Origin of the sequence: Fibrisoma limi BUZ 3 (genome assembly GCF_000296815.2) — a bacterium.
Classification (GTDB): domain Bacteria; phylum Bacteroidota; class Bacteroidia; order Cytophagales; family Spirosomataceae; genus Fibrisoma; species Fibrisoma limi.
In genome coordinates, this window is the sequence record NZ_CAIT01000007.1 from 580,917 (window position 1) to 606,778 (window position 25,862).

Sequence of the window (25,862 nt, forward strand, 5' to 3'; positions counted from 1 at the left end):
GCAAAAAAGCACAGACTAAAGCCGACCGGGTCCGTCCTGTGCTGCTATTGGATGGGTGTATCTCGTGAATCGGCGTAGGCTTTGCTGAAATCTATCTTTTTCACCTGACCCACGACGTAGCGAATACCCTGAAATATGTGCTGCACAAAAGTAGGGTCTTCATAATCCTTTTTGTGATGACCGAGCGTTGTACACCAGGTGTATCCGCCGTCGAAGTTGTAGTACCAGGCCGAAGGATAGAGTTGCGTGTATGTACCGCCGAACATTTTGATCTTTTCCGGTTCTCCCTGATTCAGCGACGTCAGGTCGTTCGCCATGATAATCGTCGGCCCCGGCGACATCTCTTTCGAAAAATAGAACTCATCCTCCTTCTCCCATACCTTCGGCAACCCCGCCATCGACGGATGTTTCGTGTCAATTACGTTGATCCGGATCTTCTGGAAAGGTGGGTGCCAGGCAAAGGTGCCGCCAATCATGCGTTTGAACCATGACCAGTTACGTTCGGTACCCATCACGGAGTGAATCCCGACGAACCCGCCCCCCGCTTCGATGTAGCGCCGAAACGCCAGCCGCTGCGCATCCGTATCGAACACATCGTTATTGGTGCTCGGGAAAATCAGCGTGGTATACTGCTTCAGATTATCCTCCGTAAAAACAGTTGGCTGGTCTGACACATCGACTTTAAAGCCATACTGCTGCCCAAGTCGTTGGATGCACTGCACCGCGTTTGGAATGTTGTCGTGGACGTAGCCCTTCCCGTTTTTGGTGTAGACCAGGACCTTCACTTTTTTCCAGTTCACGTCGTCCTTCGACCAGCCGACGGTTATGGTTGTCAGCCAAAGGAACACGAAACCCAGTAACGCGGAATTAGATCGGCTCATCAGCGTAGCAAACGTCATACTTTTAAATCAAGGCGCTTGGCCTGTTTCTGCGCTTTCAGGGCCAGTTCGGTTGCCAGGAAGCAGTGCTCCTGCGACATGGCAGTTTCCGTGCGGTTAAGGACGTCGTTCACTAGTTGTTCACCATACGGCAGCGGCTCCTTACTGCAATCAATGTAGCGGGTTTCTTTATTGTCCGTCAGGAACAGGTGGTTACCGCCATCCCGTCCACCAGGATCGATATTCTTTCGAAGTTCAATGAATCCATCCGTGCCGAGGATGGTTAGTCGGCCGTCTCCCCACGATTTCAGGCCGTCGGGGGTGAACCAGTCGACCCGGATGTAGCCGGTGCCGCCGTCGCCCCGCAGCATCACATCGCCGAAATCCTCGAAATTAGGGTACTGCGGATAATGGACGTTCCCGACCTGCGAAGCCACCACTTCGGCTTTGGTCGACCCCGTGAAATACAGAAACTGGTCAAACTGGTGGGAAGCAATGTCGCAGATGATCCCACCGAACCGCTTCTTGTCAAAAAACCAGTCCGGTCGGGTCTTGGGATTCATCCGGTGCGGTCCGAGCCCTACGGTCTGAATTACTTTCCCAATTGTGCCCGACTTCACCAGTTCTCCTGCCTTAACGGTCGCGCGGTTCTCCAGGCGTTCGCTGTACAGGATCGAGTAGATACGTTTGGTCTCTTTCTGCACTTTGCGGACTTCGGCCAGTTGCTCCAGCGTCGTGATGCCGGGTTTATCGACCATGTAATCCTTGCCCGCCTTCATCACCCGGATACCCAGCGGTGCCCGCTCATCCGGAATGATGGAACTCAGCACGAGCTGAATGGAGGTATCATCCAGGATTTCCTGTTCACTCCGGGCGGCTTTCGCCTGCGGGTACCGTTTGGCAAACTCGGCAGCCAGATCCGGCTCCTTGGCGTAAAAGGAAACCAGCTCCCCTCCACCCCGAATCACCGCGCCAACCTGCCCATAAATATGCCCGTGATTTACTCCGATAACAGAGAAACGGATACGGGGTGCTGCGTTTTGTTTCGAACTGAGTATGGCTGGGCTTTCAATAGCCGGTTTTGATGCTGTCAGAAGCTCGTTCGGAATAGCCGGCGCTACGACTAAGCCAGCCGCCGTTTTGATAAAATTCCGTCGATTTGCGTGTGAGTCGTTCATTGTTTAAAGAGTGAATGAGCGAAAGAGTCAAAGAGCGAAAGAGCGAATCAATTTACCGAAGCGGAGTAGGTGAGCCAAATAACGAACCAACTCCACTACAACCCAAGAACCTAATTCACTCTTTCGCTCTTTCACTCATTCGCTCTTTGGTTGACTTGGCCATCTCCAGCGCCTGGGTCGTGGTGTAATACTTGGCGATCATGTTGGGCACTTCCCACTCGGGCAGTTTGCCAGCTTTCAGATAGCTTAGGTAATTCTCGGTTACGCGACCAAAATGCGCTTCGTGACCTTCCTTATACTTTTCAGGAATGACCACTTCCCAGCCGGTTTTCAGCTTTTTCAACTCAACACCAGGAAACTGTTGCTGAACGGTTTTCATGGCGGCTGTCAGACTGGATTCAAGAGCTGCATTTTCAGCAACGGGTTCGATGTACAGCGTCGGCTTGTACTGCTGCTCTGCGCCCTGCCGGATGATCAGGTTCGCTTTTGTCCCGCGCATGATGGAGTAATGCGTATCGCCAGCGCCCTCCGGTGCTTTGAAGGCCCAGGTAACGGATACTTTGGCGTGAACACCGCGAAGCTGATAGTTAATCTCTCCGTTGCTGTACACTTTTAGTAGGGTATCATTGACCACATCCTTCTTCAGATACGCCGGGAAAGTAGGCTGATTGGTGATCGTCTGAAACTGGCTACGGGTCATATCGGTTGTCCACCGGCGGGCCGTATTCAGGCGAATGTCTTTTTTGTAGTCAATCACCTGATTCGGGAAGCATTCCCACTGCACGAGGTCAACCAGGTGGGTCGTGACGTCGACGATACCTTCGCCCTGCTGCGCTACGTCCATGAACCAGGCCGGCCGCTGAAGCACGCTACCCGATACGTACTTGTAGAAGTGATGAACGCTTTCTTTCGTAACAGCCGGGTTGTCGGGCGTACCCTTTTCGAGCGTACCGAAGACAGTTGGCAGCCTGGAGAACTCCCGCTGCAACATCGTCGTGATTTCGAAGCGCTCAGTCATGATGTCGTACAGCAGTACGTTCTTTTTGGCCGCAGCGGCAAACGCGTCTTTTAGCTGGTCGAAATTCCGGGCATCGATCACCATAGGTTTGTCAGCCAGTACGTTAAAGCCCGCGTCGACCGCTTTTTTAATGTACTCCGTTTTCTTTTGGTTATTCCCGGCAATCACCACAACGTTCCCCTTTTTTTCCGCCAGCATCTTTTCGAGGTAATCATTGCCAGTGTACACCTTCTCATCCCAGCGCGTCGGGTTTTCGGGTCGTTTGTTATACGACTGAATCCGATCCAGATGCAGTTTGACATCGGGGCCAGCCGGGGCATACACATGTACTACCGGGCTTACCTCCGGGTACATACTTTTCTGCACCAGAGCCGCATGAAAGTGGCCGGGATCTAACGTAACCAGTTGAAACGCGGCTTTCTTTTGAGCATCCTGCGCTGAAGCAGAGGTAGCTGCAACCATGAGCATGGGCAAAAAACAGCGGTGAACAGTAGCAAAAACCTTCATTTTTTGAGTCAATTATTGAGCACAGTTTGAGCAAACCCAAAACCCTAACGGGGCGGCTTGTCAATAGAAAAAAGTTACCCGTTCTATTCCATAAGCGCCGTAGGGGTGGCCTTTGTGTATCACCAATATTAGGTCGCACCTATGGCGGTTTAGATTGGGACGCACACCAACGGTTCCATTAACAGAACGGGCCTACAGCCTTATTAACAACAGACCGTAGGCCAGCACTCACTACCGCCCTTTGTTGCTGGCGTACATCTTAATGGCGTACTCCTTCCGCTGGGGGCGCGACAATAGCTTGTTAGCCTCCGGGTCGTTCTTGAACTGTTCGGTTTTGGGATTCCAGTACAGCTTACGGTTTAGCTTCATAGCCGCGTGGTGCAGCAGACAGGCCGTACATGACCGGTGGCCAATCTCAGCCGGTGCAATCGGTTCTTTCCGGCTGATGACGCTCTCCAGCCAGTTGCCGTGGTGCTCTTTGCTGACCGGCAAATGCGTTTCGTTCGGACCAATAACCGACGTTAGCAGTTTGGCGTCGCTGGCATCCAGCTTCTTGGCTGCGTTCTGCTTGGCGATTGGGTCGCTGGCCGTAACGGATGCATCGCCACGCGATACGAAGATCCAGCCGTCAGTACCCTCGAACTTGATGCCGTTGGGTAGTTCGTTGCTGACGATCATTCGAACGCCGTTTTCGTACAGGGCTTCCGTACGAAAGATGCCGTGCACATCCCACAGACCACTTTTCGGAAAATCGGCTTTGCCCCAGATTTCAACCGGGCCGGTATATTCGGTATTCATGGCCCAGTGGGCGCAGTCGATGTGGTGCGACCCCCAGCCGGTGATCATGCCTGCGCCGAACTGTTCGCAACGTAACCAGCCGGGCCGATCATAGCCTACCTGCGGGTGCACCCGCTTTTCGGTGTAGTACACCTCCGGCGTCGTGCCCAGCCACATATCATAATTCAGGTTCTTCGGCACGGGCATTTCGGTCTCTTCATCGCCAGACGGATCGCCGGGTAAGCCAACGTACACTGTTTTAAGCTGCCCGATTCGACCGTTACGCACCAGCTCAGCGGCATAGCGGAACTGCTCCGACGACCGCTGCTGACTACCGACCTGTACGATCCGGCCGGACTGCTTGACGGCATCGGCCATCATCCGACCTTCGGAGATCGTGAGCGACGCCGGCTTCTGCATGTACACGTCCTTCTTAGCCCGTACCGCGTCAATCACGATGGGCGCATGCCAGTGGTCGGGTGTACTGATCAATACCGCGTCTATATCTTTGTTATTGAGTAGTTCGCGGTAGTCGGTATAAACACTAACTCCGTCGTACTCCTTCCCTGTCTTTTTTGAATAATAGCCATTTACCAGCTTTTTGGCATCCTCGGCCCGTTTGCTGTCCACGTCGCATACGGCCATGATCAGGGCGTTATCGTATTGCCAGACACCCGGCATATCATGCCCCCGTGAGATACGACCAGTACCAATCGCGCCGACGTTAATCCGATTACTCGGTGCATGTTTACCAAACACCGATGCCGGTACAATCGTAGGAAAACCGCTGATGACTGCCGTAGTCAGGGCGCTCGTCTTCAGAAAATTTCGTCTCGACACGGCTGATTCGTCTACTTTGTTCATGGCTTTTGGGTTTAGGATTATATGTATAAGTTTTTAGCCGTCAATACCTACTACCGCATCAGGTAGATATTGACCAGTTGCTTCACATCTTCCAGCGTACGGTCCGGCTTTTTAAAGGGGGCCGGAATCGGTTGCCGAGCGTATTCCTGTAAGTATAGTACCCAGGCATCGCGCCACCAGATGGCTTCCCGTTGCTGCGTCGCCAGCCGCCCGGCTACGTCGGCATGAAAGACCGGGTCAATGGCAGGTTTAACCTGCGTCCATTCCTGCTGCATCCACCGCACCGAATCGGCTCCGGTGTAGAAGCGCGTACAAAGTTCATCCCAGAGCGAGCGGCCCGTCGACAGCTTTTTGGTCCAGGGTACGTGATGAAACCAAAGCAGATACGGCAGCGGACAAGTCTCCGGATTAGCCCATTGCTGACGTACCTCGGGTTGATACTGTGCCAGGGCGTTGCTGCCGCTGGCTGTTCGGTCGAAACCTATACCAATCGAGTCGGCACGGTGGTAATACACCGCCGTCCAATCCGGCCGGGGGCTTTTGCTTTGCCAGGGCTCAGGAGCGAAGTGAACACCTGCCCACGGCCGTGACAGCCCCATCGGCGTGTTATAGTCGACGTAAATGTCGCGCGACTTCAGCAGCAGATTCGTGATACGTTTCACGGCCGTCGGCTCCCGCGTCAGCGTCATCTTCACCCACTCATCGGCGATCACTTCCGAGGTGAGCGTATGGTCCCAGGCTAGCCGTCCGAACGCATACCAGTTCGACTGTGCCATCGGGTGCCCTGTCCAGTTGCGGTCGGAGCCGGTGTTGGCAACCCCCGCCATGAGCGTGTGTGTATAGCCATGCAAACTACCGTCTACCACCTTCGCAACGGTGGACCCTTTCCCCTTCACATACGTATCAGCGTCCAGGCATTCCTTAAACAGGGGAGCTTCGTAGACCAGGTGCGTGGCAAACCCAAGGTATTCCTGCGTCAATTGAAACTCTATACCCAGCGGAGTTTTAGGCATGTTGCCGAACAACGGGGAAAACGGTTCGCGGGGCTGGAAATCAATCGGGCCATTTTTTACCTGCACAATCACCTTCGGATCAAACTGACCATCGAGGGGAGTAAACTCTTCGTAGGCCGCTTTAAACCGGTCAGCTTTCGGATCCGCTTTGTAGACGAATGCCCGCCAGATCACGACGCCGTTGTACGGTTTCATGGCTTCGGCCAGCATGTTGGCTCCGTCGGCGTGGGTACGGCCGTAGTCCTGGGGACCGGGCTCCCCCTCTGAGTTGGCTTTTACCAGAAAGCCGCCGAAATCGGGTATGTATTGGTGAATTTCCTTTGTCTTATCGGCCCACCACTGCCGCACCTGCGGATCAAGCGGATCGGAGGTTTTTAGGCCGGGCCGCGTTCGGTCGCCCAGTGTTTTGGGTGCCGCGAAATAAACAGACAGATACACCTTGATTCCATACGGCCGGAACACATCAGCCAGAGCAGCCACCTTTTGCAGGTACTCGCCCGTCAGTAGACGCGGGCTGGCGTTGACGTTGTTAACAACAGTGCCGTTGATGCCCAGCGACGCATTGGCCCGGGCGTAGTCCTTGTAGCGGGGATCAATGGTTTCGGGTAGCTCGTACCACTTCCAGAGCGACCCACCCGCGTAACCCCGTTCGATGGTGCCGTTCGGATTATCCCAGTGGTTGAGCATCCGGAGCTTTACCTTGGGACTGCTTGCCAACGTAAGTTGCTCAATGGGCTGGCCGGTTTGCAGGTGACGTAGCAGTGCAAACGCTCCATACAGCACACCCGCATCAGTTTTAGCCGAAATCACGATGTTGTTCTGCCGTTTCGCAATCCGGTAGCCTTCCTCGTTTATTTCCGGCGTATTGGCTGTAACTTCCAGCAAAATCCCACCGGTTCGGTTTCCAGCTCCAGTCAACACCGGTACCGATTTTCCCAGTAATCCCTGCAAACCCATCTGCAACTCGTCGGTAGCGGATTTTATAATCGGCGAGGTTTTGTTGGCCGCGATAAACTGCGCCGACCTGGAGTAGGCATCCCGTTGCGACGTATTAGCAATCGGGTCGTACTTCAGCCACAACCGGTAGCCGTCGTCGGCATAGGTTAGTTGGGCAACAACTAATAAAAAACAGATAAGCAATCGGTTCATATATGTGTTGACCTCACCCCCAGCCCCTCTCCTTCAAAAGGAGAGGGGAGCAAGATGAACTCGTTATCCTGTTTTTACTAACTTTTGACTATCTGACTGATTGAGTGCTCAAAAGTGGCCATTTCCATCTCTCCCTCTTAATGAGAGGGGTAAGATGATTGTTGCTCTCTTTTATAAGTTTTTGCTACCTGACTGATTGAGCGACCGAAAGCTGGCCATTTCCACCTCCCCTCTCCTTCTGAAGGAGAGGGGCTGGGGGTGAGGTCATTTCCTCCAGCGCCCGCGTAATTCCCAGTTCCAATCCGCGTAGTTCGGCCAGTCCGCGCAGACGACCAATGGCCGAGTAACCGGGATACGTTTTCTTGTGCAAATCGTCGAGCATCTGGTGGCCGTGGTCGGGACGCATGGGAATCGACGTTTCCCCTACCCCAATCCGCACCCGCCGATGCTGCTCCATTACCAGCGCTTTCACAACGGCATACATGTCCACATCACCGGCCAGATGGTCGGCTTCGTGGAAGTTACGGGGGTCTTCCTCCCGCTTGGTGGTCCGTAAATGGATGAAGTGAATACGTTCGCCAAACCGCTGAATCATGCCCGGCAGATCATTGTCCGCCCGAACGCCTAACGAACCCGTACAGAACGTAATACCGTTGGCCGTTACGTCGCAGGCCGCCATGAGCTGCGCCAGATCGGCTTCAGTACTCACGACTCGCGGCAATCCCAGCAACGGCCGCGGGGGGTCGTCGGGGTGGATGCAGAGATTGACACCGACTTCCTGGGCCACTGGTGCCACCTCCTGAATGAAGAAGTACAGATTCTCACGGAGTTCAGCATCGCCAATGTAGGCATACTCGTTCAGCAGGTCCTGAAACGTATCCATTGTGAAGCTTTCTTCCGACCCTGGCAAGCCAAGCAACACAATGGCCGACAGTTCCAGCACCCGTTCGGGCGTCATCTGCGCAAATTTCTCGCGGGCCGATTCAATGATTTCCGGTTCGTAATCTGCTTCTGCGCCGGGCCGTTTCAGGATGTACAGATCGAATACGGCAAAGTCCTCCCAAACGAACCGCAGTGCCCGCGAACCGTCGGGCATCTCATACGTAAGATTCGTCCGCGACCAGTCCAGCACCGGCATGAAGTTGTAGCAAACCGTTCGGATGCCGCAGGCTGCGAGGTTCCGAATCGACTGCTTGTAATTCTCGATGTAGACGGCCCGCTCCGGTTGCCCCTTCTTGATGGCTTCGTGTACGGGCAGACTTTCCACCACCGACCAGCACAGGGGTGAGTAGCGGTCGTTGTCAGCCTCGACGAGCTGTTTCCGTTTTTCAATCTCCTCCACCGACCAGACTTCGCCGACCGGAAGCTGATGCAGCGCGGTTACAACGCCCGAACAACCCGCCTGCCGAATGTCCATCAGCGAAACCGGATCGTTTGGACCAAACCAACGCATCGTTTGTAGCATACTCATATTCTTAGAAAAACACAATCCACAAGACCAGCAGCATCACCCCCAGAATGGCCGATGCGACCAGATTCTGTCGGCGGTGTGCTGGTCGTTCAATTTTATAATCTTCGTTCAGGTCAACATTGCGGGCGTACGCGAACGTCATGCCGTCGAGCTTTTCCTGCGTCGGGCGTTCGGTCGCCAGACTGACGATAATCAGCAGCAGGATGGAAATGATGAACAACAGAATGGCAAAGTGCATGAAGTTCATCTCGATCAGCGTCCGCAGGAAAGGGTTTGTGAACGGCGACGATTTGTGAATCACCTCCAGCACGAACCGAAGCAGCCCCAGCACAAAGCCCGTCCACAACACCACGGCAGCCCCTTTCGCATTAGCCCGTGGCCAGAGAAGCCCAACCAGAAACACACAGGCAATCGGCGGACTGATGTAGCCCTGCACACTTTGCAGATAGACGTACAACTGATCCGACAGTACCGATACCAGCGGCACCCAGAGCAGGCTCACCGCCACAAGCACGACCGTTGAGATTCGGCCGAAGTTTACCAGGCTTTTCTCCGACGCTTCCGGCCGGAACTTCTGGTACACGTCGATAGTCATCAGCGTGGAGGCACTATTGAATACGGCCGCCAGCGACGCCATCAGTGCCGCCAGCAACGACGCCACCACCAGCCCCCGGAAACCCGACGGCAGCAGGGTTTTCACCATGACCGGATACACGTCGTTCGGGCTGATTTTCTGACCGGGCAGGAGCAACCCTTTCTGTTGCAGCGCGTAGGCAATCAGGCCCGGCAACACCAGGATAAACACCGGCAGAATTTTCAGGAAGCCCGCCATCACCGTACCGGATTTGGCGTGGTCAATATTCTTGGCGGCCAGAACGCGTTGCACAATACTCTGGTCCGTGCACCAGTACCAGATCCCCACGATATAGGGCGCAATGATTACCCCAGTCCATGGAAATTCCGGATCGCTCATGGGCTTGAACATCTCGAAGTGGCCTTCCGGTACGTTAGCGACCAGTTCGCTCCAGCCACCAACTTTGTCCAGCCCAATCCAGGTCAGCGCGATAGCTCCAACCAGCAAAATGAACGTTTGAATCAATTCCGTGTAGATTACGGCACTCATGCCACCGGCAATGGTGTAGATGCCCGTCACGACTACCAGCAGGATAGACGATGTGTAGATGTCCCAGCCCATGACCTGCTTCAATAAAATACCGGCTGCGAACAGATGCACCGATATTTTGGTCAGGATGTAGGCGATAATTGACACCGAGCTCAGGTACCAGCGGCTGGCAGACGAGTAGCGCCGTTCCAGAAACTCCGGCATGGTGAATACGCCCGATTTCAGGTAAAACGGCACAAACACCCAACCCAGAATCAGCAGACAAATACTGGCCGACCATTCGAAGTTACCCGTTGCCAGACCTGACACGTAGCCCGTTCCCGACAGACCAATGAAGTGCTCGGTGGAGATGTTGGAAGCAAACAACGACGCCCCTACCGCAAACCAGCCGACATGCCGCCCGGCCAGAAAATACTCGGTGGATGAACGCTCCTGACGAGCGAAATAGAAGCCGATGGCAAAGACAATCAGGAAGTAAGCTCCGATGATAGCGTAATCAAGAAAACTGAATTCAAGATTCATGAAGTAGAGCGAATATGGGGGTTATAGATAGATGCTACGTGGATTCATTACGTTTAGCGGCATGACGGAAGACGAAGGCGTACAGCAGACCCCAGGCCACCAGATAGGCCAGTCCGGCCACGTAAAACAGAATGTAGTACCCTTCCGATAATTGGTTGAGCGCTTTGTAGTGGTCAAGAATCCGCCCGACGATGATAGGGAAGATGACCCCGCCGAGCGTACCGGCCATCGTACCCAGCCCCACGACCCGGCTCAGCACCTGCTTGGGAAACTGGTCGGCAGCTACGGTAAAGATGTTTGCCGACCACGCCTGGTGAGCAGCTACGGCCAGGGACAAAATGGCAATTACGGGCCACATACTACCCATCTGGCTGATCAGCATGACCGGTGTAACGCACAGCGCAAACAACGCCATGGCGACCTGCCGGGCCCGCGTCGGTTGCCAGCCGATGTGAATCAGGCGCGACGACAGCCAACCACCTCCAACACTACCGATAGTCGCGGCCAGGTAGATGATCATCAACGGGGCACCCAGCTTTTTCAGGTCAAGGTTATAGATGTTGGCCAGGTACGACGGCAACCAGAACAGAAAGAACCACCAGATCGGGTCGGTCAGGAGTTTGCCACCCATGAACCCCCAAATGGCTTTATTGGCAAAAATTGGGTAGCGCGTAGAGGTTTCATCTTCGGCAATGATGTCTGTTGATGCGGCATCAGACGTAATGTAGGCCAGTTCGGAAGGGCTAACCCGCCGATGACGGGCAGGCACTTCGTAGTAAATCCACCAGGCAATGATCCAGATGAAGCCTAGTGCGCCCGTTACAATAAAGGCCATTTGCCAGCCGCCAATCAGCGCCAGCCAGGGTACCACGGCCGGAGCCGCTACGGCACCAATGTTGGCACCCGAATTGAAGATACCAACGGCCAGCGCCCGTTCTTTCTTCGGGAACCACTCGGCAACCGTCTTGATCGACGCCGGAAAGTTCCCCGCTTCGCCAAAGCCCAGCAGCGCCCGCGCCACCATGAACCCAAACGTACCGCCCGCCAGCGCGTGCCCCATAGCGGCCAGGCTCCATACGAAAATGGCCCCGATATAGCCGATTTTCGTACCAATCTTATCGATCAGGTAGCCTACGAACAGCGTACTGCCGCCGTAGAAAAAAGTGAATACCGTCACAATGTTGGCGTAGTCGGATTCGGTCCAGCTAAATTCTTTTTCCAGAATTGGTTTCAGCAGGCTGATTACCTGCCGATCAAGGTAATTGATCGTCGTAGCAAAAAACAGGAGAGCCACGATGAACCACCGGTAATTACTCATGCCGCTTGTTTGGCCAATGCCGGAAGCCTGGCTTCCGCCCGTGACCGTGCCGTGGGGTGCAGTACCGTTCGGCGAGGAGTTAGTTTTCCCAATCAAAGTAATTAGTGACGTTATGGTAAGCGATGTTGGCTGCCAATTGCCCCAGCCAATTGAGGTCTTTAGGTAAAAGACCGTTTTCTACATCCCTACCGATGAGACGGCACAGAATTCGCCGAAAATACTCGTGACGGGAAAACGACAGAAAGCTCCGGGAGTCGGTCACCATGCCGATAAACCGGCTCAGCAATCCCATATTAGACAAAATGTTAAGCTGGTTTTCCATACCATCTTTCTGATCGAGGAACCACCAGGCCGAGCCCCACTGGATCTTGCCGGCTACGCTCCCATCCTGAAAATTGCCCGTCATCGTAGCGAAGACATCGTTATCAGCCGGATTCAGGTTATACAGCACCGTTTTGGCAAGCTGGTCGGTTTTATCCAGCGCGTCCAGGAAAAGCGCCAGGCGGTTGGCCTGGGGTAAATCGCCCATCGAGTCGACGCCTACGTTGATGCCGAGTTGCCGGGTAATCCGCGTGTTGACCTGCCGCAAGGCACCGAGGTGAAACTGCTGCACCCACCCGTGCTGGTGATACATCCGGCACAGTTCGAGCAGTACGTAGCCGGTTAGTTGCTCCAACTGCGTCGGGTCAATAGTCAACTGACCGGCCAGCAACTGTTTAAAAGCACTGTCCAGTTCGGTTGTCCGATCAACGACGGGAGGCATCTGGGCCAATCCGTGGTCGGCAGCCCGGCAACCGGTGTCATGGAAGAACTGAACCCGCTGGCCTAGCGCCTGCACGAACGAATCCAGATCGGTGATGGCGATACCGCTGATGGTCGACAGCTGCTCGACCCGCTCGCGCCATTGCGTCGTAGCGACCGGGAACAGCGCGTCGGGCCGGAAGGTAGGCAGCATCTTCAGATCGCCCTTATAGGTGGCAAACTGCTGGTGATACCGCAGATCGTCGGTGGGCTCGTCGGTGGTGCAGACTACTTTGACGTTATGATACTGAAGCAGCGAACGAGCCGACCATTGGTTCTGTAGCTGTTCATTGCATTGGGCATAGATGTCCTGACTGCTCGTTTCGTTCAGCAATTGATTGATACCAAACGGCTTTTTTAGCTCCATGTGCGTCCAGTGGTACAGCGGATTGCGCATGGTATAAGGAACGGTCTGCGCCCAGGCCCGAAACTTCTCAGCGTTGCTGGCGTCGCCCGTAATCAACCGCTCCGGGATGCCGTTTGCCCGCATAGCCCGCCATTTGTAGTGGTCACCTTTGAGCCACAACTCCGTCATGTCGACGTAACGTTTGTCCATCGCGACCTCATCGGGTGGCAAGTGGTTGTGGTAATCTACAATAGGCAAATTCTGTACGAACTCAACGTATAGATAACGGGCGGTTTCGCTGTCTAGTACGAAGTTTTCGTTCAGAAAATTATCGCTGGCCGACGGATTATACTCTATGTCAATGGTTTGCATGTCAACTGATTTGTCGTGTCTTTCCGTCACTTACTGCCCCGTTTGGCGGTTTCGCCCTTTACCCGCATGTACCGATCCGCAAATTGCAGGAAGGTCGGCCAGTTAGGGCCGGTCGTATGGCCGCCACTGTGCTGCCGGAACGCAATGTCCCCGCCGATGAGCGCCGTTTCAATGGGCGGAAACTCCATCGTTCCGAGTCCTTTTTTGCCGAGCAGTTCGTAAACCGGGCCGGCATACGCGCCCCCCAGAAACATGCCCTTTGCATCGACCCACTGCCCTTCTACTTTGGGCGACCCTGAACTGATAAATACCGGACGTGGAGCGCAAAGCGCTACCAGTTCATGCGCGTCAACGGGCAGATCATTCGGTGTCAACGGCCCGGCGTATTTGATAAAATTACCGGCCATCCAGTGGTATTCGGCCGACGACGCTACGTTCTCGACCTGCTCGCCAAAAGTGCGCCGGTGAATTTTAACGCCCCCCTCGCCGGATGAGCCAATAAAGCCAATGGCGATACGTGGTTCGTAGGCCATCGTCACCGCAGCCGCTTTCCCGTAGCGCGACAGGCCCTCAATGCCGACCTGTCTGGCGTCAACGGCCTTGTCGGTTTCGAAATAATCCAGGGCACGGCTGGCACCCCAGGCCCAGGCTCGCAGTGCCCCCCAGTCGTCGGGTTTACGGGGCTGGCCTTTGTTGACTAAGCCAATAATTCCTTCGGTCAAACCGGCGCCGTTGTCGGCCTGGTAAGTGGTGGGGTAAATCACGGCATACCCCCAGCCTTTGTCCAGCAGTTGCTGCTGCCAGGTGAGTGCTGCCGGGGCCGTAGTGGACGACGGTGGCTGCGGGGGCCGAAAACCGGCCGGGAACCGGAAGCCGTAACTCATCATGACGGGCACCGGGCCGGTCGCATTAGCGGGGGTTGCCAGGGTGAGTTCAATATCGACCTTGATGGCCGGATACACCGAATTATCGACGTGGCCGAGCAGTTGCTTTAGCTTGATTGGGTAGCTGCCATTGACGGTATCTTTCGAACTGACCACCTCCCACGTGACTTTTGGCGTGTTGGCCGGCATACGTCCGTACACCTCCCGGTCAAAGTCTTCTACGATTTCGGGCCGCCGTTTCTGCCACCATTCTTTGGCCGTAGTAACCTTTTTACCGTTTTTCAGTGTCAGCGGATCGGGTAGTGACGTATAAGTTGTCGCCTTGCTTTCGTCGACATTGGCTGCGTTTGGTGCCTGCGGATTCCCCGACGGCCCCGGCCGCAATTCTTTGATGTTCAGGGCGGCCATCATGGCGCGGTGGTCGGCCTGTGTTTTGCGCTGCTGCCGGGCAAACAGGCTGTCCTGTTCGGGCGTCCGGGGACCAAACTGCGCCAAGCCAACAACCGGTACGGCCAGCATTAAACCATAAATGAGTGCAGTTGTACGCATGATGGTCAGGGATTAAGGGTCAGTTTGTGTAAGGCTTGCTCAGGTCGCTCAGCGATGGCGAGTGAAACCGTTCGGGCGGACCGAGGTAACTTGGTTTAACGCCACCCCGGTCGATGACAAGCTTTTGCACAACCACCGCCGGATCAACCATCCAGAACTTCAATACGTGTTCGCCGGGTTTGCTGAGCGAATGCCGGGATGTCAGCACGCGGATGTTGTTAGCCACCGATTGTTCCCAGACACGGTTCGTTTCGTTCGCGTGGATGTTGATGATCTGGGGTGCTTCGTCGTCGAAGGAGATCGCGTACCGCAGTCCTTTGTTGTCGTTGAAGTTAAGTGTCGGCGACAGATACGTCTGCACCTGAACCGTTCCGCTATCGGCTACGTACACGCGGTACTCCAGTCGGGGAGAATCACCAGCCGGTTTTTCCTGACTCGGCGCCGTAACGGGTGACACCATTATACCATCCCCCGTTCGGCCAATATCCGGGATTCGCTGCCATTTGATGGCTGCGGTTTCGACAGCACGGCTGTAATGCCCGGCATCCATAGCTACGTAGCCGTTGCTTTCCACAAATCCGTTTCCATCGCCGGGCTTTGGTGATGCAGGGTTGCTGACGGTTACCTGAATCACCGCCCGACTGCCATTGGGGCCAGTTATCGTAATGGGAGCTTTGTTCGTACCCGTTGGTGCCTTCGCCCAGTCGACGCTCACCCAGAGTCGCTGCTCTTTATCGATCGTTCCGGTGGGTGTGGTTAGTTTCAGCCAGGGAGCACCGGCTTCAGCCGTGTAAGTGAAGGCCCCCTCCCCCCGATTGAACAGGTCGATGTAATACGTTGGTCGCTGGTAGACACTAAACATGGGCAACGCCAATTCGTCTTTGATGCCCGGAAACCATGTTTCAGAACCATCTACGGCCACCCCCATGTCGGCCGCAGCGGGCACCGTGATCGTTTCCACCTTTGGCATGGCGTTCTTCTCCGGTTGCTGCCAGTACGTGTAGCCGATGTGCGTCTGGTCCATCATATGGCTCCATTTGCCACTGGCCAGCGTATCGTTGTAGAAGCGGGTAATCTGCGCGTCCTTCTCGAACAACTGCTTCACGCGTTCGGCCAGATCGTTGGTCGCAGCCCGACCCTGCCTGGCGTACAGCCGGTTTTTGGCCGTTGTTACGTACAGTTCATTCAGGTTGGCGCAGGCTTTTACGGGATGGAGTACCAACTGAAAAAAAGCGTCCTGATACGTAGCCGGCAGTTCCCTGGCAATCGACTCAGCCTCGGCCAGTAACTGGTTGTAGTCAGCCACGATCGTTTCAGCTTCCCGATAGTTGGTCAGGCTGTACGTATCGGGCGACAGCAGCTCCGGCTTCCGGCGGGCGTTGTACTGTGTGTATCTGGTCAGGATGTTGGCAATGCGAGCTGCGTGTTTGCTGCCAAACTGCTTCTCAGCCCACAGACGTGTATAGTCGCTCAGCTTGTTGGCAGGCCATTTGTCCGGGTTCCAGGCAAAATCCAGAAAGAACTCAATCGGAAATTCCATCGGCTTAATGTCCCCTACGTTCACGATCCAGATCTGGTCGACGCCGTACCGGTATGCCAGATTCATCTGCTCCCAGGTGCGGGCGATAGGATTGGTGTTCAACCACTTGTAGTTACGCGGACCACCGACGTAATCGAAGTGATAATAAATGCCGTACCCGCCTTTGCGCTTCGGCGCATTGATAGCCGGGAGTTTTCGGATATTTCCCCAGTTGTCGTCGCAGAGCAGCAGCGTTACGTCGTCGGGAACGCGCATGCCTTTGTCGTAGTAGTCCTGCACTTCCTTGTAGAGCGCCCAGAGCTGAGGGGTTGCTGATGCATCTTTACCGGTTACTTCCGTTATGATTTTCCGCTGATCGGCCACGATACGTTCCAGCAGTGCAATGTTACTTTCGCGGCTCATGGGCTCGTCGCCGTCGCCCCGCATGCCAATGCTGACGATGCTTTCGTTGGTGCCCATCCGCTGAATACTGCTTTTCCAGAAAACACGTAACGTTGAGTCGTTTTTCTGGTAATTCCAGGGACCTTTGTCTTTACCGTAGCGTCGCCACTCGTCGTGCGCCCGCATCAGCGGCTCGTGGTGCGAGGTACCAATGACCACACCGTATTCATCGGCTAGTTTGGGGTTCAGCGGGTCATCGTCGTAGAACGCATTCCCCCACATAGCGGGCCAGAGGTAATTGCCCTTCAGACGCAGGATCAGCTCGAAAACGTGTTCGTAGAATTTGTGGTTGAAGCCCCCGAATTTCTCTTTTGTCCAGCCCGAGAGGGCCGGTGCTTCGTCGTTGATGAAAATGCCCCGATACTTCACCGCCGGTGTTCCCTGCGTGTGTCGACCAGGTAATATGTACAAATTGGCTTGCTGCGCAACCGGTACGTCGGCCCACCAGTTCCAGGGCGAAACTCCGATCTGCGCCGAGAGGTCGTAGATTCCGTAGATCGTACCGCGTTTGTCGCTACCGGCAATGACCAGCGCCCGGTCAACGCCCGGCAGTGGTTTTTCGACGGTCTGAATGAGGAACGTTTCCCACTTACCCGCTACGGTTGACACGTCAAGCTTGCGGGCTTTTACCAACTGGTCGATCAGCGGGCTTTTTCCGATCGTACCAATCAGTACGATCTGCTTACCGGCTGCCTGTTGGCTCGTGACCAATGTCGGTTCGGCGTTGGTCACCCGCTTAATGTCGGCCTGTAGATTTCTGACGGCCCGCGTTACGCCTGCATAATCGACGTTGCTCACGACCAGCGGTGCCGACGTCCCTCCCTCCGACAACACGAACCGCCCCTTACCTTTCTGGCTGGAAACGTAGGTATCAGGGTCAATGGCGAAGGTAGCCGCTGATCCTGTTCCAATCATGAGCAATAAAAGCAGTACGTATTTCATGCGCTTTGGGTTATTTCTCAACGTTTACCTCACCGGATCGCCGGACCGCCCCTGCCCCTCTCCTTCAAAAGATAGGGGGATAGGACGATCCGGCGGTCCGGTGATCCGGAGAGGTTTTACACAAAAAATGGCACGTCTTTGGTCGCGTATTTACGCATTCCTTCTTCGTTGATCTCGACGCCGATGCCCGGCTTCTCAGACAGCGGAATGAAGCCATCCTTCACCATCGGCCCATCGAACGTCACGATTTCTTTGAACATCGGATCTTCGTGGAAGTAAATCTGCCACTCCAGAATCATGAAGTTTGGCACCGACGCACAGACGTGGCTCGACGCCATAGCCCCCAGGTACGATGCTACCATGTGTGGTGCAAATGGTACGTAGTATAGGCTAGCCAGGTTGGCAATCCGCTGGCCTTCGCCCAGTCCGCCGGCCTTCTGCAAATCCGGCATAATGATGTCCACCGCGCCGATTTCGAGCATCCGCCGGAAGCCATGCGCCAGGTAGTGGTTCTCGCCCGCGCAGATCGGCGTATTGGTATTCTCGCGGATTTGCCGGTAGGCTTCCGGATTCTCGGCCGGGATGGGTTCTTCCAGAAACATCAGGTTCAGCGGCTCCATCATCTTCGCCACGCGTCGGCCAGTCGTTACGTCATAGCGGCCGTGCATATCCACGCAGATGTCGATTTTTGGTCCAACAGCCTTCCGTACAGCCGCGATCTGGTTGTACATCCGATCTAACTCGCCGGGGCTGGCCGTCCAGTTGTAGGCATCGTATTTGTTTGGGTCGTTACGTTCATCAATGTCGAACTTCACGGCCGTAAAGCCCATATCAACGGCACGTTTGGCACTTTTACCAAATGAATCAGGGCTGGTGTCAGTCTCGCGGTAGGCTCCCGTATCGCAGTATACCCGGATTTTATCGCGGTACTTCCCACCCAGAAGCTGATAAACCGGTAAGCCAAGCGCTTTACCGACCAGATCCCAGAGGGCCGTTTCGACCGCCGACAGTACCCCGATGTATATGCCTGACTGGGCTCCTTCAAAGAAGCCCGACTTGCGGACATCCTCAAAAAGCCGGTTGACATTCAGGGGGCTTTTCCCCTTAATCCGCTGGCCCATCATCTTCACGAGGTGGTACGTACCCGGCGTGGCGTCAACGGCTTCACCGCAACCCCAAATGCCCTGGTTGGTGTGTACTTTTACAAACAGGCTGTGCCCATTCCGGATGTAGCCGCATTTGATGTCCGTAATTTTCAGATCCGACGGTGCCGACGACTGCGGAGTACGATCAAGAGCCGTTTCCAGCCCTTCGCCGAATGACAACATCGAGGTAGTCGCCAACGCACTGGCTAAGGCACTTTTGGTTAAAAACGAACGCCGGCCTAATGATTTGGTTTCCGGCTGGTAAGTAGTCGATTTCATGGTTTTATGGAGGGTTTAGGTAGCTTACTTACCAGGTACGGGTTTTTAAGAATTCCTGAATCTGCTCTTTCGGAACGGGCAGTTTATCGATATACGTATTGAGCCACTGCGAGAAATCCTTCTCGATTTCGGGCGACCAACGGGTATCGATTTGCCCGGAGGTGTATTTCTGCTCACGCAGCCGCTGGTGGCTGAACATATCCCGCAACCGGACAATTTCAGATGTTTTCACCACCTTCTCGGCCAGATGGGGCGGAATGAAGATTACGCCCCCATCGCGACCCAGTACGATATCACCGGGCATCACCATCACCTTCCCGATTCGCGTCGGATGGTTGATACTGACCAGGGTGGTGTTCAGCGCCCCACCGGGATCATTGAGGTGGTGGGATGGGTGATACGACCGAAAAAAGGACGTAAACCCGCCTAGTTCTTTCAGTCCGTCGATGTCGCGAATAGCGCCCTCGTACACAATACCGTTGCCGGTTTTGGTGTAAATGTCGTTGCCGAGGTTATCGCCGATGGTCGGCCCATCTTCGTGCATCCCGAACTGATCCACTACGTACACGTCGCCTTTGGTGAGCAAGGCGATCGGCCAGGTGTTCTGCGCCTTCACACGACCATCTTTCTCGTGGCCCTTCTTATCCAGAAAGCGGTGAACGTCCGGCCGACCGGGCATGAACGTTGCCGTAACGGCCCGGCCGACCAGCACACTGTCCGGATTGATGGTTTTCCAGCCATCGGCGTACTGGTATTTGAAGTTCTCGTTGCGGAGCACAGCCCAGGCCTCCTCGTGGGTTACGAGTTTCATCCGCTTCAGGATTGAGTCGGGCACCTTCGGGCGACCATCGGGATAGCGCTCACCTTTCCATTCCGGCGTCATTGCGATCAGTTCATCGCGGGAAATCTGTTGTCCCAGCGATACCGTCAAGCTACCAATCAGGCAGAGTAAACTTGCTGTAACGAATGCCAGCTTCATACAATCTGTAATGAATTTAGGGTTTAGAACTTTATGTGAATAAGCAAGTTGATTCTGGGTTCTACCCTATTATATGCAATCGGTTTACGGAATACTGCTAAAGACGTTGTGTTCTCGGAATTGATAAAACACACTCCCTGCCGAATGTCAGGGAGTGTGCGCACTACAAACCTATGATTAAGCACTTTCTTGCCCCTGTTTCCGTCAGCGCGCCGGTTAATACCCCGGGTTCTGCGGAAACTTCGGTCCAGTGGTCGTCAGGTCAATCTGCCACTGCGGAATGAGCCGCAGCACGTGGAAATCCCGGAAGCCCGGTGTTGGGTTGTATCGTTCCAGCCGGGTCTTCAGCGTCTGCGTCCGAACCAGTTCCTGCCAGCGAACGTATTCGCCGTACAATTCACGCGTGCGTTCATCAAGCAGGAAGTCAACCGTGGCCTGCGCCGGCGTGATGGTCAGAGCTGCGGCTGCCGCTGTGTTCTGCGCGGCCGTGTTGGTCGACCGATACGCGGCCCGCTGCCGGATGGCGTTGATCAGCGCGGCCGCTTCGGCGGGTTTGTTATCTTCGTTCAACTGGTTGTTGGCCGGGGTAAGCTGTACACGTAACTCCTCGGCAAGATTACCGATTGTCACCTCCTGGCTGGCATAGCTAACCAGCGACAGCACCAGCGTGTTTCCCCGTTCAGCGGCAATAGAGAACCGGCCGTCTGCATCGGCTGCCTACCCCGTTGGGTATTCTTAACAAGGATGCTGACGCCTGGCAACGGTTGGTTGGTTTCGTCAAGAACTACCCCTTTCACCTGAGCCGTCCGGGCGTGCGCCACCACGCTACAGAAGCAGAAAAACAGTAAGGATACGATTTGCTTCGCAGATCCAGTTATTCGGACCGGCCAAGCAGTTAGAGTTTGTTGAGGTAAAATCTTCATAATTAATCGATCAGCATTGGTTAGTTAATTTTTACCCGTAGCATGAATGCATCAGGAGTTCAGGCAAACTTGTTGTATGAACATCGCCCGTGATTGGAGTCTAAAAATCCTGCAAATTTTCCTGCTTTGCAATCGATTGCATAAAAATTTTAGATTTTCGTTTCATTTTTTAATGAAAAAAGCCTTTTCAGGCCAATTTTATAAAGATGAACTAAGTCAAGGAGCCACGCATTTTAGACAGAAGCATTATTCTTCATGGCTGATCTACTAAGCGTATTGCATCACAATTGATTGATAATAGTCAAATTATAGGAGCCTGGCATAATCATTCTGTGAAAAGAGAGATAGAACTTCATGAATAGCTTAAATAAATACGTACTTTGGAAGTACATTCAATAAGTACTATCAATCGATTGCATTTTTTGTGCTATACCTTGCTCCAAAACGACGGCTCACAACTCCATGGAAAAAGAGATAACCATATATGATATTGCGAAACGGCTCAAGTTGTCGCCTGCTACGGTCAGCCGGGCGTTGAATGACCACCCGGCTATCAATAGCGATACCAAAACGTTGATTACCGCCATGGCCCGACAGATGGGCTATCGCACTAATACCTTTGCCAGCAACCTGCGTCGGCAACGAACCAATACAATTGGCGTCATTGTACCCCGCCTGAATAGTAACTTCATGTCTACCGTCCTGGCCGGCATGGAGAAAGTGGCAAATGAGGCTTCCTATAACCTGATCATCAGCCAATCGCTGGAGTCGGTTAAGAAGGAAATTGCCAACGCGAAAACCATGTTCAACAGTCGCGTTGATGGGCTGCTGGTATCTGTGGCTTACGACACGGACAAGATTGATCACTTTGAGGCTTTTATCAAGAAAGGAATACCGCTGCTGTTTTTCGACCGAGTCATCGAACACAAGCAATGCACCAGCATTGTCATCGATAATGTTAAAGCAGGCTACGATGCGGTAACCCATCTGATTGAACAGGGCTGCCGACGGATTATGCATGTGACAGGTAACCTGAAGCGGAACGTATATGCCGACCGGCTGGCTGGTTACCAGCAGGCGTTGCGGCAGCATGGACTGCCGTACGACGAATCGCTCGTGATGGTTACCGATCTCAGCCAGGAAGCCGGCACCGAAGCAGCAAGGCGTATTCAAAACATGCCCGAGCGACCGGACGGCGTTTTTGTGACCAACGATTTCTGCGCGGTCTGCTGCCTGATCACGTTAAAGAAGCTGGGTTTTTCGGTTCCCGACGATATTGCCGTAGTAGGATTCAACGATGACCCCGTGTCGCAGGTAGTAGAGCCGGATCTGACCACCATCCATTACCCCGGCGCAAAAATGGGCGAAGTAGCGGCCCAGAGTTTAATTAACCACCTGAACGGGCTGCTTGACATCCAGACAACCAACAAAATTATCCTCCATTCTGAGCTGGTGGTTCGCCACTCGTCGTTAAAAAGCAGTAGCTACTAAACCACCGATGCCCGCGCCAGCCTTTGTGTCTCAAGGTCAGCCCGGGCATCGGTGTTTTATTCACTTATTCGTAATCTGCTTCCTCAGATATACTGGTTGATGATGGTCTCAAACAGCTCCTGCTTGCCGCTGATCTGTTTGGGCTCGCCATTGTCCATAGCATACGCACGCAGGTCAGCCAGCGTCAGCTCACCCCGCTCAAAACGGGCCCCCTCACCACTGTCATAACTCGCATACCGATCCGACCGCAGCTTCCGGTACGGCGACTTCTCCAGAATGGCCTCCGCCACGATCGCGGCCCTGGCAAAAGCGTCCATCCCACCAATGTGGGCAATGAACAAGTCCTCCAGGTCAGTCGAGTTCCTCCGCGTCTTGGCATCAAAGTTCACCCCGCCCGACTTCAGACCGCCCGCTTCCAGAATCACCAGCATCGCTTCGGTCAGCTCATAAAGGTCCATCGGGAACTGATCCGTGTCCCAGCCGTTCTGGTAGTCACCCCGGTTGGCATCAATCGAGCCCAGCATGTTAGCATCGGCCGCTACCTGCAGCTCATGGGCAAAGGTGTGGTTGGCCAGCGTGGCGTGGTTGGTCTCGATGTTCAGCTCAAAGTCATCCTGCAACCCATGCCGGTTGAGAAAGCCCACCACCGTGGCCGCATCAAAGTCGTACTGGTGCTTGGAGGGCTCCATGGGCTTGGGCTCGATGTAGAAGGCCCCCTGAAAGCCCTGCTGGCGGGCGTAGTCCCGGGCCATCTGCAAAAAGCGCCCCAGGTGCTCGGTCTCCCGCTTCATGTTGGTGTTCAACAGCGACATGTAGCCTTCCCGCCCTCCCCAGAAGGTGTAGCCTGAGCCGCCCAGCTCGATGGTGGCATCGATGGCGTTCTTGACCTGCCAGCCCCCGTGGGCCAGCACGTGGAAGTCGGGGTTGGTCGAGGCTCCGTTCATGTAGCGCTCATGCGAAAAGAGGTTGGCCGTGCCCCACAGCAGCTTGACGCCACTGGCGGCCTGCTTCTGCTTGGCGTAGTCGACGATGGCGCGGAAGTTGCGCTCGAAGTCGGCATTGGAATGGCCTTCAGGGGCGACATCGACATCATGGAAGCAGTAGAACTCGATGCCCATCTTGGTGATGAACTCGAAGGCAGCATCCATCTTGTGGTGGGCGGCCGCCAGGGGATCGGAGGTGGCCAGCTCATCCCAGGGGGAGTGCTTGGTGCCGGGTCCGAAGGGGTCGTTGCCGGTGCCGCAGAAGGAGTGCCAGTAGGCGACGGCGAATCGGAAGAGGTCCTTCATGGGCCTGCCCAGGATGGTTCGGTCGGCCTGGTAGAACTTAAAGGCGAGAGGGTTGTCGGAGTCACGTCCCTCGAAGGCGATGGGCTTGTCGACAAAGGGGAAGTAGGTCTTCTGGCCCAGGGTAAGCTTGATGTCTGACATGGTATTCAGGTTGATTAATTAATTCGTTGGGTTACGCACTATTTGGCTGGATAGTTAATAGTTACAAAGGAGCCATCCGGTTTCCGCGTTAGTTCGGTCACTTTGACGTTACGCAGGTGCGTCTTCCCCGACAGTTCAGTATCATGATAGAACAGATACCACTTTCCATTGAACTCGATGATGGAATGGTGCGTCGTCCAGCCCTGCACCGGCGTCAGAATAACGCCCTGGTACGTAAACGGTCCGTAAGGCGACGTACCGGTTGCATACGCCAAAAAGTGCGTATCACCGGTGGAGTATGAGAAATAGTATTTGTCTTTGTATTTATGCATCCAGCCACCTTCAAAGAAACGGCGTTTATTGTCGCCAGCCAGCAGTGGCTTACCTGCTTTATCAAGAATCTTGATCTCTTTTACGGGCTCATCGAATTGCAGCATGTTTTTGCTCAGACGGGCTACTTTAGGTCCCAGGGCGGGTTCATTGGTGGCTGGTTCTTTCCCATTCGGATTATACTGACCACTTCTCCAGCGCTGGAGCTGTCCACCCCAGATTCCCCCAATATACATGTACGTTTGTCCGTCAGTATCGGTAAATACAGCCGGATCAATGCTTAGACTTCCTTTCATCGGGGCTGATTCGGCCTTGAACGGCCCGGTTGGCGATTTGCTGGTTGCCACGCCGATGCGAAATACGCCCTGTTTGTCCTTGACGGGGAAATATAGATAATACGTACCGTTCTTATAAGCGGCATCAGGGGCCCATAACTGCTTGCCAGCCCAGGGTATATTCTTAATATCCAGGGCAACGCCATGGTCCGTGACTTTTCCATTTATGCGGTCCATCGACAACACGTGGTAATCGCGCATGGCAAAGTGACTGCCCAGATCATCTTCCGGTACCCCAGCTTCATAGTCGTGAGATGGGTAGATGTAGATCCTACCGTTGAAAACATGCGCCGAGGGGTCGGCCGTGTAGATGTGACTGACTAGTGGCTTTGATAAGAGTTTAGGAGCAGTTTCGGCGCGTTGCTGCCCAAAGCCGGAAACAGTTCCGAGGAGGGTTAAACCCAGCGCCGGAACGATGTAATTGATCTTTCCAATCATACGAGGATACGTCCACAAATTGTACAAAGGCAATATTAGCTAAATAAAAGTATATGTTGCAATCGATTGCAGCTATTTAGACAAACAACCATCGTCAGCGAAGCCTTGACCTGTCAGGTCGTCGTTATCTGCTCAACAGCCGCTTCCAGTCGTTCGTAGGGCACGTAGCCGCGCGCAATAAGGTACAGTTTGTTACCGGTGTCAAAAATAACAGAAGGAAATCCATTAATACCATATTGCGCCACCAGGTTGAATTCACCCCAGGTCTGTTCTTTAATGGCCTGATCCGTAATATGGGCTACGAACTCATCGGGGTCTACGCCAAACGGTTCAACCAGCGGGCCATAATTTGTATCAATGTTCAGATCGATACCGTCGTGGTAAAGCGCTTTTTGCAGTGTTCCGGCAAACTCCAGTTGTCGGCCGGTTTGCAGGGCTTTAAAAAGCGTCATTGCCATGCCCGGTTTCTCTGAGTCGGACAAGTAAGTGCCAGGCTGCAAAATATTGTCCAGATAAGCCTCACCAAACCGCACACCCGTATGCTCTTCGACCACTTTATACGCCTGCTCAATGTATGCCATTGACGCAGCGATGGGCTGAACACGGGGCCCGGTCATCATACCACCACTCAGCACGTCGAAGTCGTACGTATCAGCGTACGTATCGTAGAAGCGACGGATAACGGGACTGAAGCCATAACACCAGCCACAGAGAGCATCATAGATGTAAATGACGCGTGGTTTTTGTGTAGTCATACGTTGTGTATTATCTGTCTGAAAAAGCAAAGCGCACCGAAACAGTTCAGTGCGCTCAATAGGT

The 25,862-nt window shown here is 54.3% G+C and carries 18 protein-coding genes; 1 reads left to right on the plus strand and 17 read right to left on the minus strand.

Translation table 11 applies throughout. The features are described 5' to 3' along the window. Nucleotides 1-44: 44 nt before the first annotated feature. The 14 genes from BN8_RS18580 to BN8_RS18645 all read right to left on the minus strand — a co-directional run bounded on the left by BN8_RS18580 (nt 45) and on the right by BN8_RS18645 (nt 20,759). Nucleotides 45-881: a ThuA domain-containing protein gene (locus BN8_RS18580; protein WP_040006335.1), complete on the minus strand. Its 837-nt coding sequence runs from the start codon at nt 879-881 to the stop codon at nt 45-47. A gap of 14 nt (nt 882-895) precedes the next feature. Beyond that, on the minus strand, nt 896-2,056 hold the full coding sequence (locus BN8_RS18585; protein WP_009283466.1) for a Gfo/Idh/MocA family protein: 1,161 nt from the start codon (nt 2,054-2,056) through the stop codon (nt 896-898). A gap of 115 nt (nt 2,057-2,171) precedes the next feature. After that, on the minus strand, nt 2,172-3,542 hold the full coding sequence (locus BN8_RS18590) for a putative oxidoreductase C-terminal domain-containing protein (RefSeq protein WP_144051770.1): 1,371 nt from the start codon (nt 3,540-3,542) through the stop codon (nt 2,172-2,174). A gap of 270 nt (nt 3,543-3,812) precedes the next feature. Next, a complete protein-coding gene (locus tag BN8_RS18595; protein ID WP_009283468.1) occupies nt 3,813-5,222 on the minus strand; it encodes a Gfo/Idh/MocA family protein in 1,410 nt (469 codons plus the stop codon). Between the two features lie 50 nt (nt 5,223-5,272). Further along, nucleotides 5,273-7,384 carry an alpha-glucuronidase family glycosyl hydrolase gene (locus BN8_RS18600; RefSeq protein WP_009283469.1) on the minus strand — a complete coding sequence of 704 codons (2,112 nt, stop codon included), beginning with the start codon at nt 7,382-7,384 and terminating at the stop codon, nt 5,273-5,275. Nucleotides 7,385-7,568: 184 nt separating this feature from the next. Further along, nucleotides 7,569-8,855 (minus strand): mannonate dehydratase, encoded by a 1,287-nt coding sequence (uxuA, locus tag BN8_RS18605; protein ID WP_009283470.1) that lies wholly within the window; start codon nt 8,853-8,855, stop codon nt 7,569-7,571. Between the two features lie 4 nt (nt 8,856-8,859). After that, nucleotides 8,860-10,500, minus strand: a complete 1,641-nt coding sequence (locus tag BN8_RS18610; protein ID WP_009283471.1) for a sodium:solute symporter — start codon at nt 10,498-10,500, stop codon at nt 8,860-8,862. 34 nt (nt 10,501-10,534) lie between these two features. After that, on the minus strand, nt 10,535-11,818 hold the full coding sequence (locus BN8_RS18615) for an MFS transporter (RefSeq protein WP_009283472.1): 1,284 nt from the start codon (nt 11,816-11,818) through the stop codon (nt 10,535-10,537). Between the two features lie 79 nt (nt 11,819-11,897). Next, nucleotides 11,898-13,337, minus strand: coding sequence for a glucuronate isomerase (uxaC, locus tag BN8_RS18620; RefSeq protein ID WP_009283473.1), 1,440 nt, complete (start codon nt 13,335-13,337; stop codon nt 11,898-11,900). Nucleotides 13,338-13,363: 26 nt separating this feature from the next. Next, complete coding sequence (locus BN8_RS18625) at nt 13,364-14,770, minus strand: glucuronyl esterase domain-containing protein (protein WP_009283474.1); 1,407 nt, start codon at nt 14,768-14,770, stop codon at nt 13,364-13,366. A 19-nt stretch (nt 14,771-14,789) separates the two neighbouring features. Then, nucleotides 14,790-17,693 (minus strand): glycosyl hydrolase 115 family protein, encoded by a 2,904-nt coding sequence (locus tag BN8_RS18630; RefSeq protein WP_009283475.1) that lies wholly within the window; start codon nt 17,691-17,693, stop codon nt 14,790-14,792. A gap of 116 nt (nt 17,694-17,809) precedes the next feature. Continuing rightward, on the minus strand, nt 17,810-19,117 hold the full coding sequence (locus BN8_RS18635) for a mandelate racemase/muconate lactonizing enzyme family protein (RefSeq protein ID WP_009283476.1): 1,308 nt from the start codon (nt 19,115-19,117) through the stop codon (nt 17,810-17,812). A 28-nt stretch (nt 19,118-19,145) separates the two neighbouring features. Further along, nucleotides 19,146-20,096, minus strand: a complete 951-nt coding sequence (locus BN8_RS18640; protein ID WP_009283477.1) for an RraA family protein — start codon at nt 20,094-20,096, stop codon at nt 19,146-19,148. A gap of 216 nt (nt 20,097-20,312) precedes the next feature. Then, nucleotides 20,313-20,759: a RagB/SusD family nutrient uptake outer membrane protein gene (locus tag BN8_RS18645; RefSeq protein WP_009283478.1), complete on the minus strand. Its 447-nt coding sequence runs from the start codon at nt 20,757-20,759 to the stop codon at nt 20,313-20,315. 722 nt (nt 20,760-21,481) lie between these two features. Between BN8_RS18645 and BN8_RS18650 the strand changes: the two genes are divergently transcribed. Beyond that, on the plus strand, nt 21,482-22,510 hold the full coding sequence (locus BN8_RS18650; RefSeq protein ID WP_009283480.1) for a LacI family DNA-binding transcriptional regulator: 1,029 nt from the start codon (nt 21,482-21,484) through the stop codon (nt 22,508-22,510). A gap of 83 nt (nt 22,511-22,593) precedes the next feature. On the opposite strand, the gene xylA is transcribed toward BN8_RS18650, so the two are convergent. From xylA to BN8_RS18665, 3 genes are all read right to left on the minus strand, one after another. Continuing rightward, on the minus strand, nt 22,594-23,940 hold the full coding sequence (gene xylA, locus BN8_RS18655; protein WP_009283481.1) for a xylose isomerase: 1,347 nt from the start codon (nt 23,938-23,940) through the stop codon (nt 22,594-22,596). Nucleotides 23,941-23,978: 38 nt separating this feature from the next. Then, on the minus strand, nt 23,979-25,043 hold the full coding sequence (locus tag BN8_RS18660; RefSeq protein WP_009283482.1) for a glycoside hydrolase family 43 protein: 1,065 nt from the start codon (nt 25,041-25,043) through the stop codon (nt 23,979-23,981). A gap of 113 nt (nt 25,044-25,156) precedes the next feature. After that, nucleotides 25,157-25,798 carry a DsbA family protein gene (locus BN8_RS18665; protein WP_040006338.1) on the minus strand — a complete coding sequence of 214 codons (642 nt, stop codon included), beginning with the start codon at nt 25,796-25,798 and terminating at the stop codon, nt 25,157-25,159. Nucleotides 25,799-25,862 lie beyond the last annotated feature (64 nt).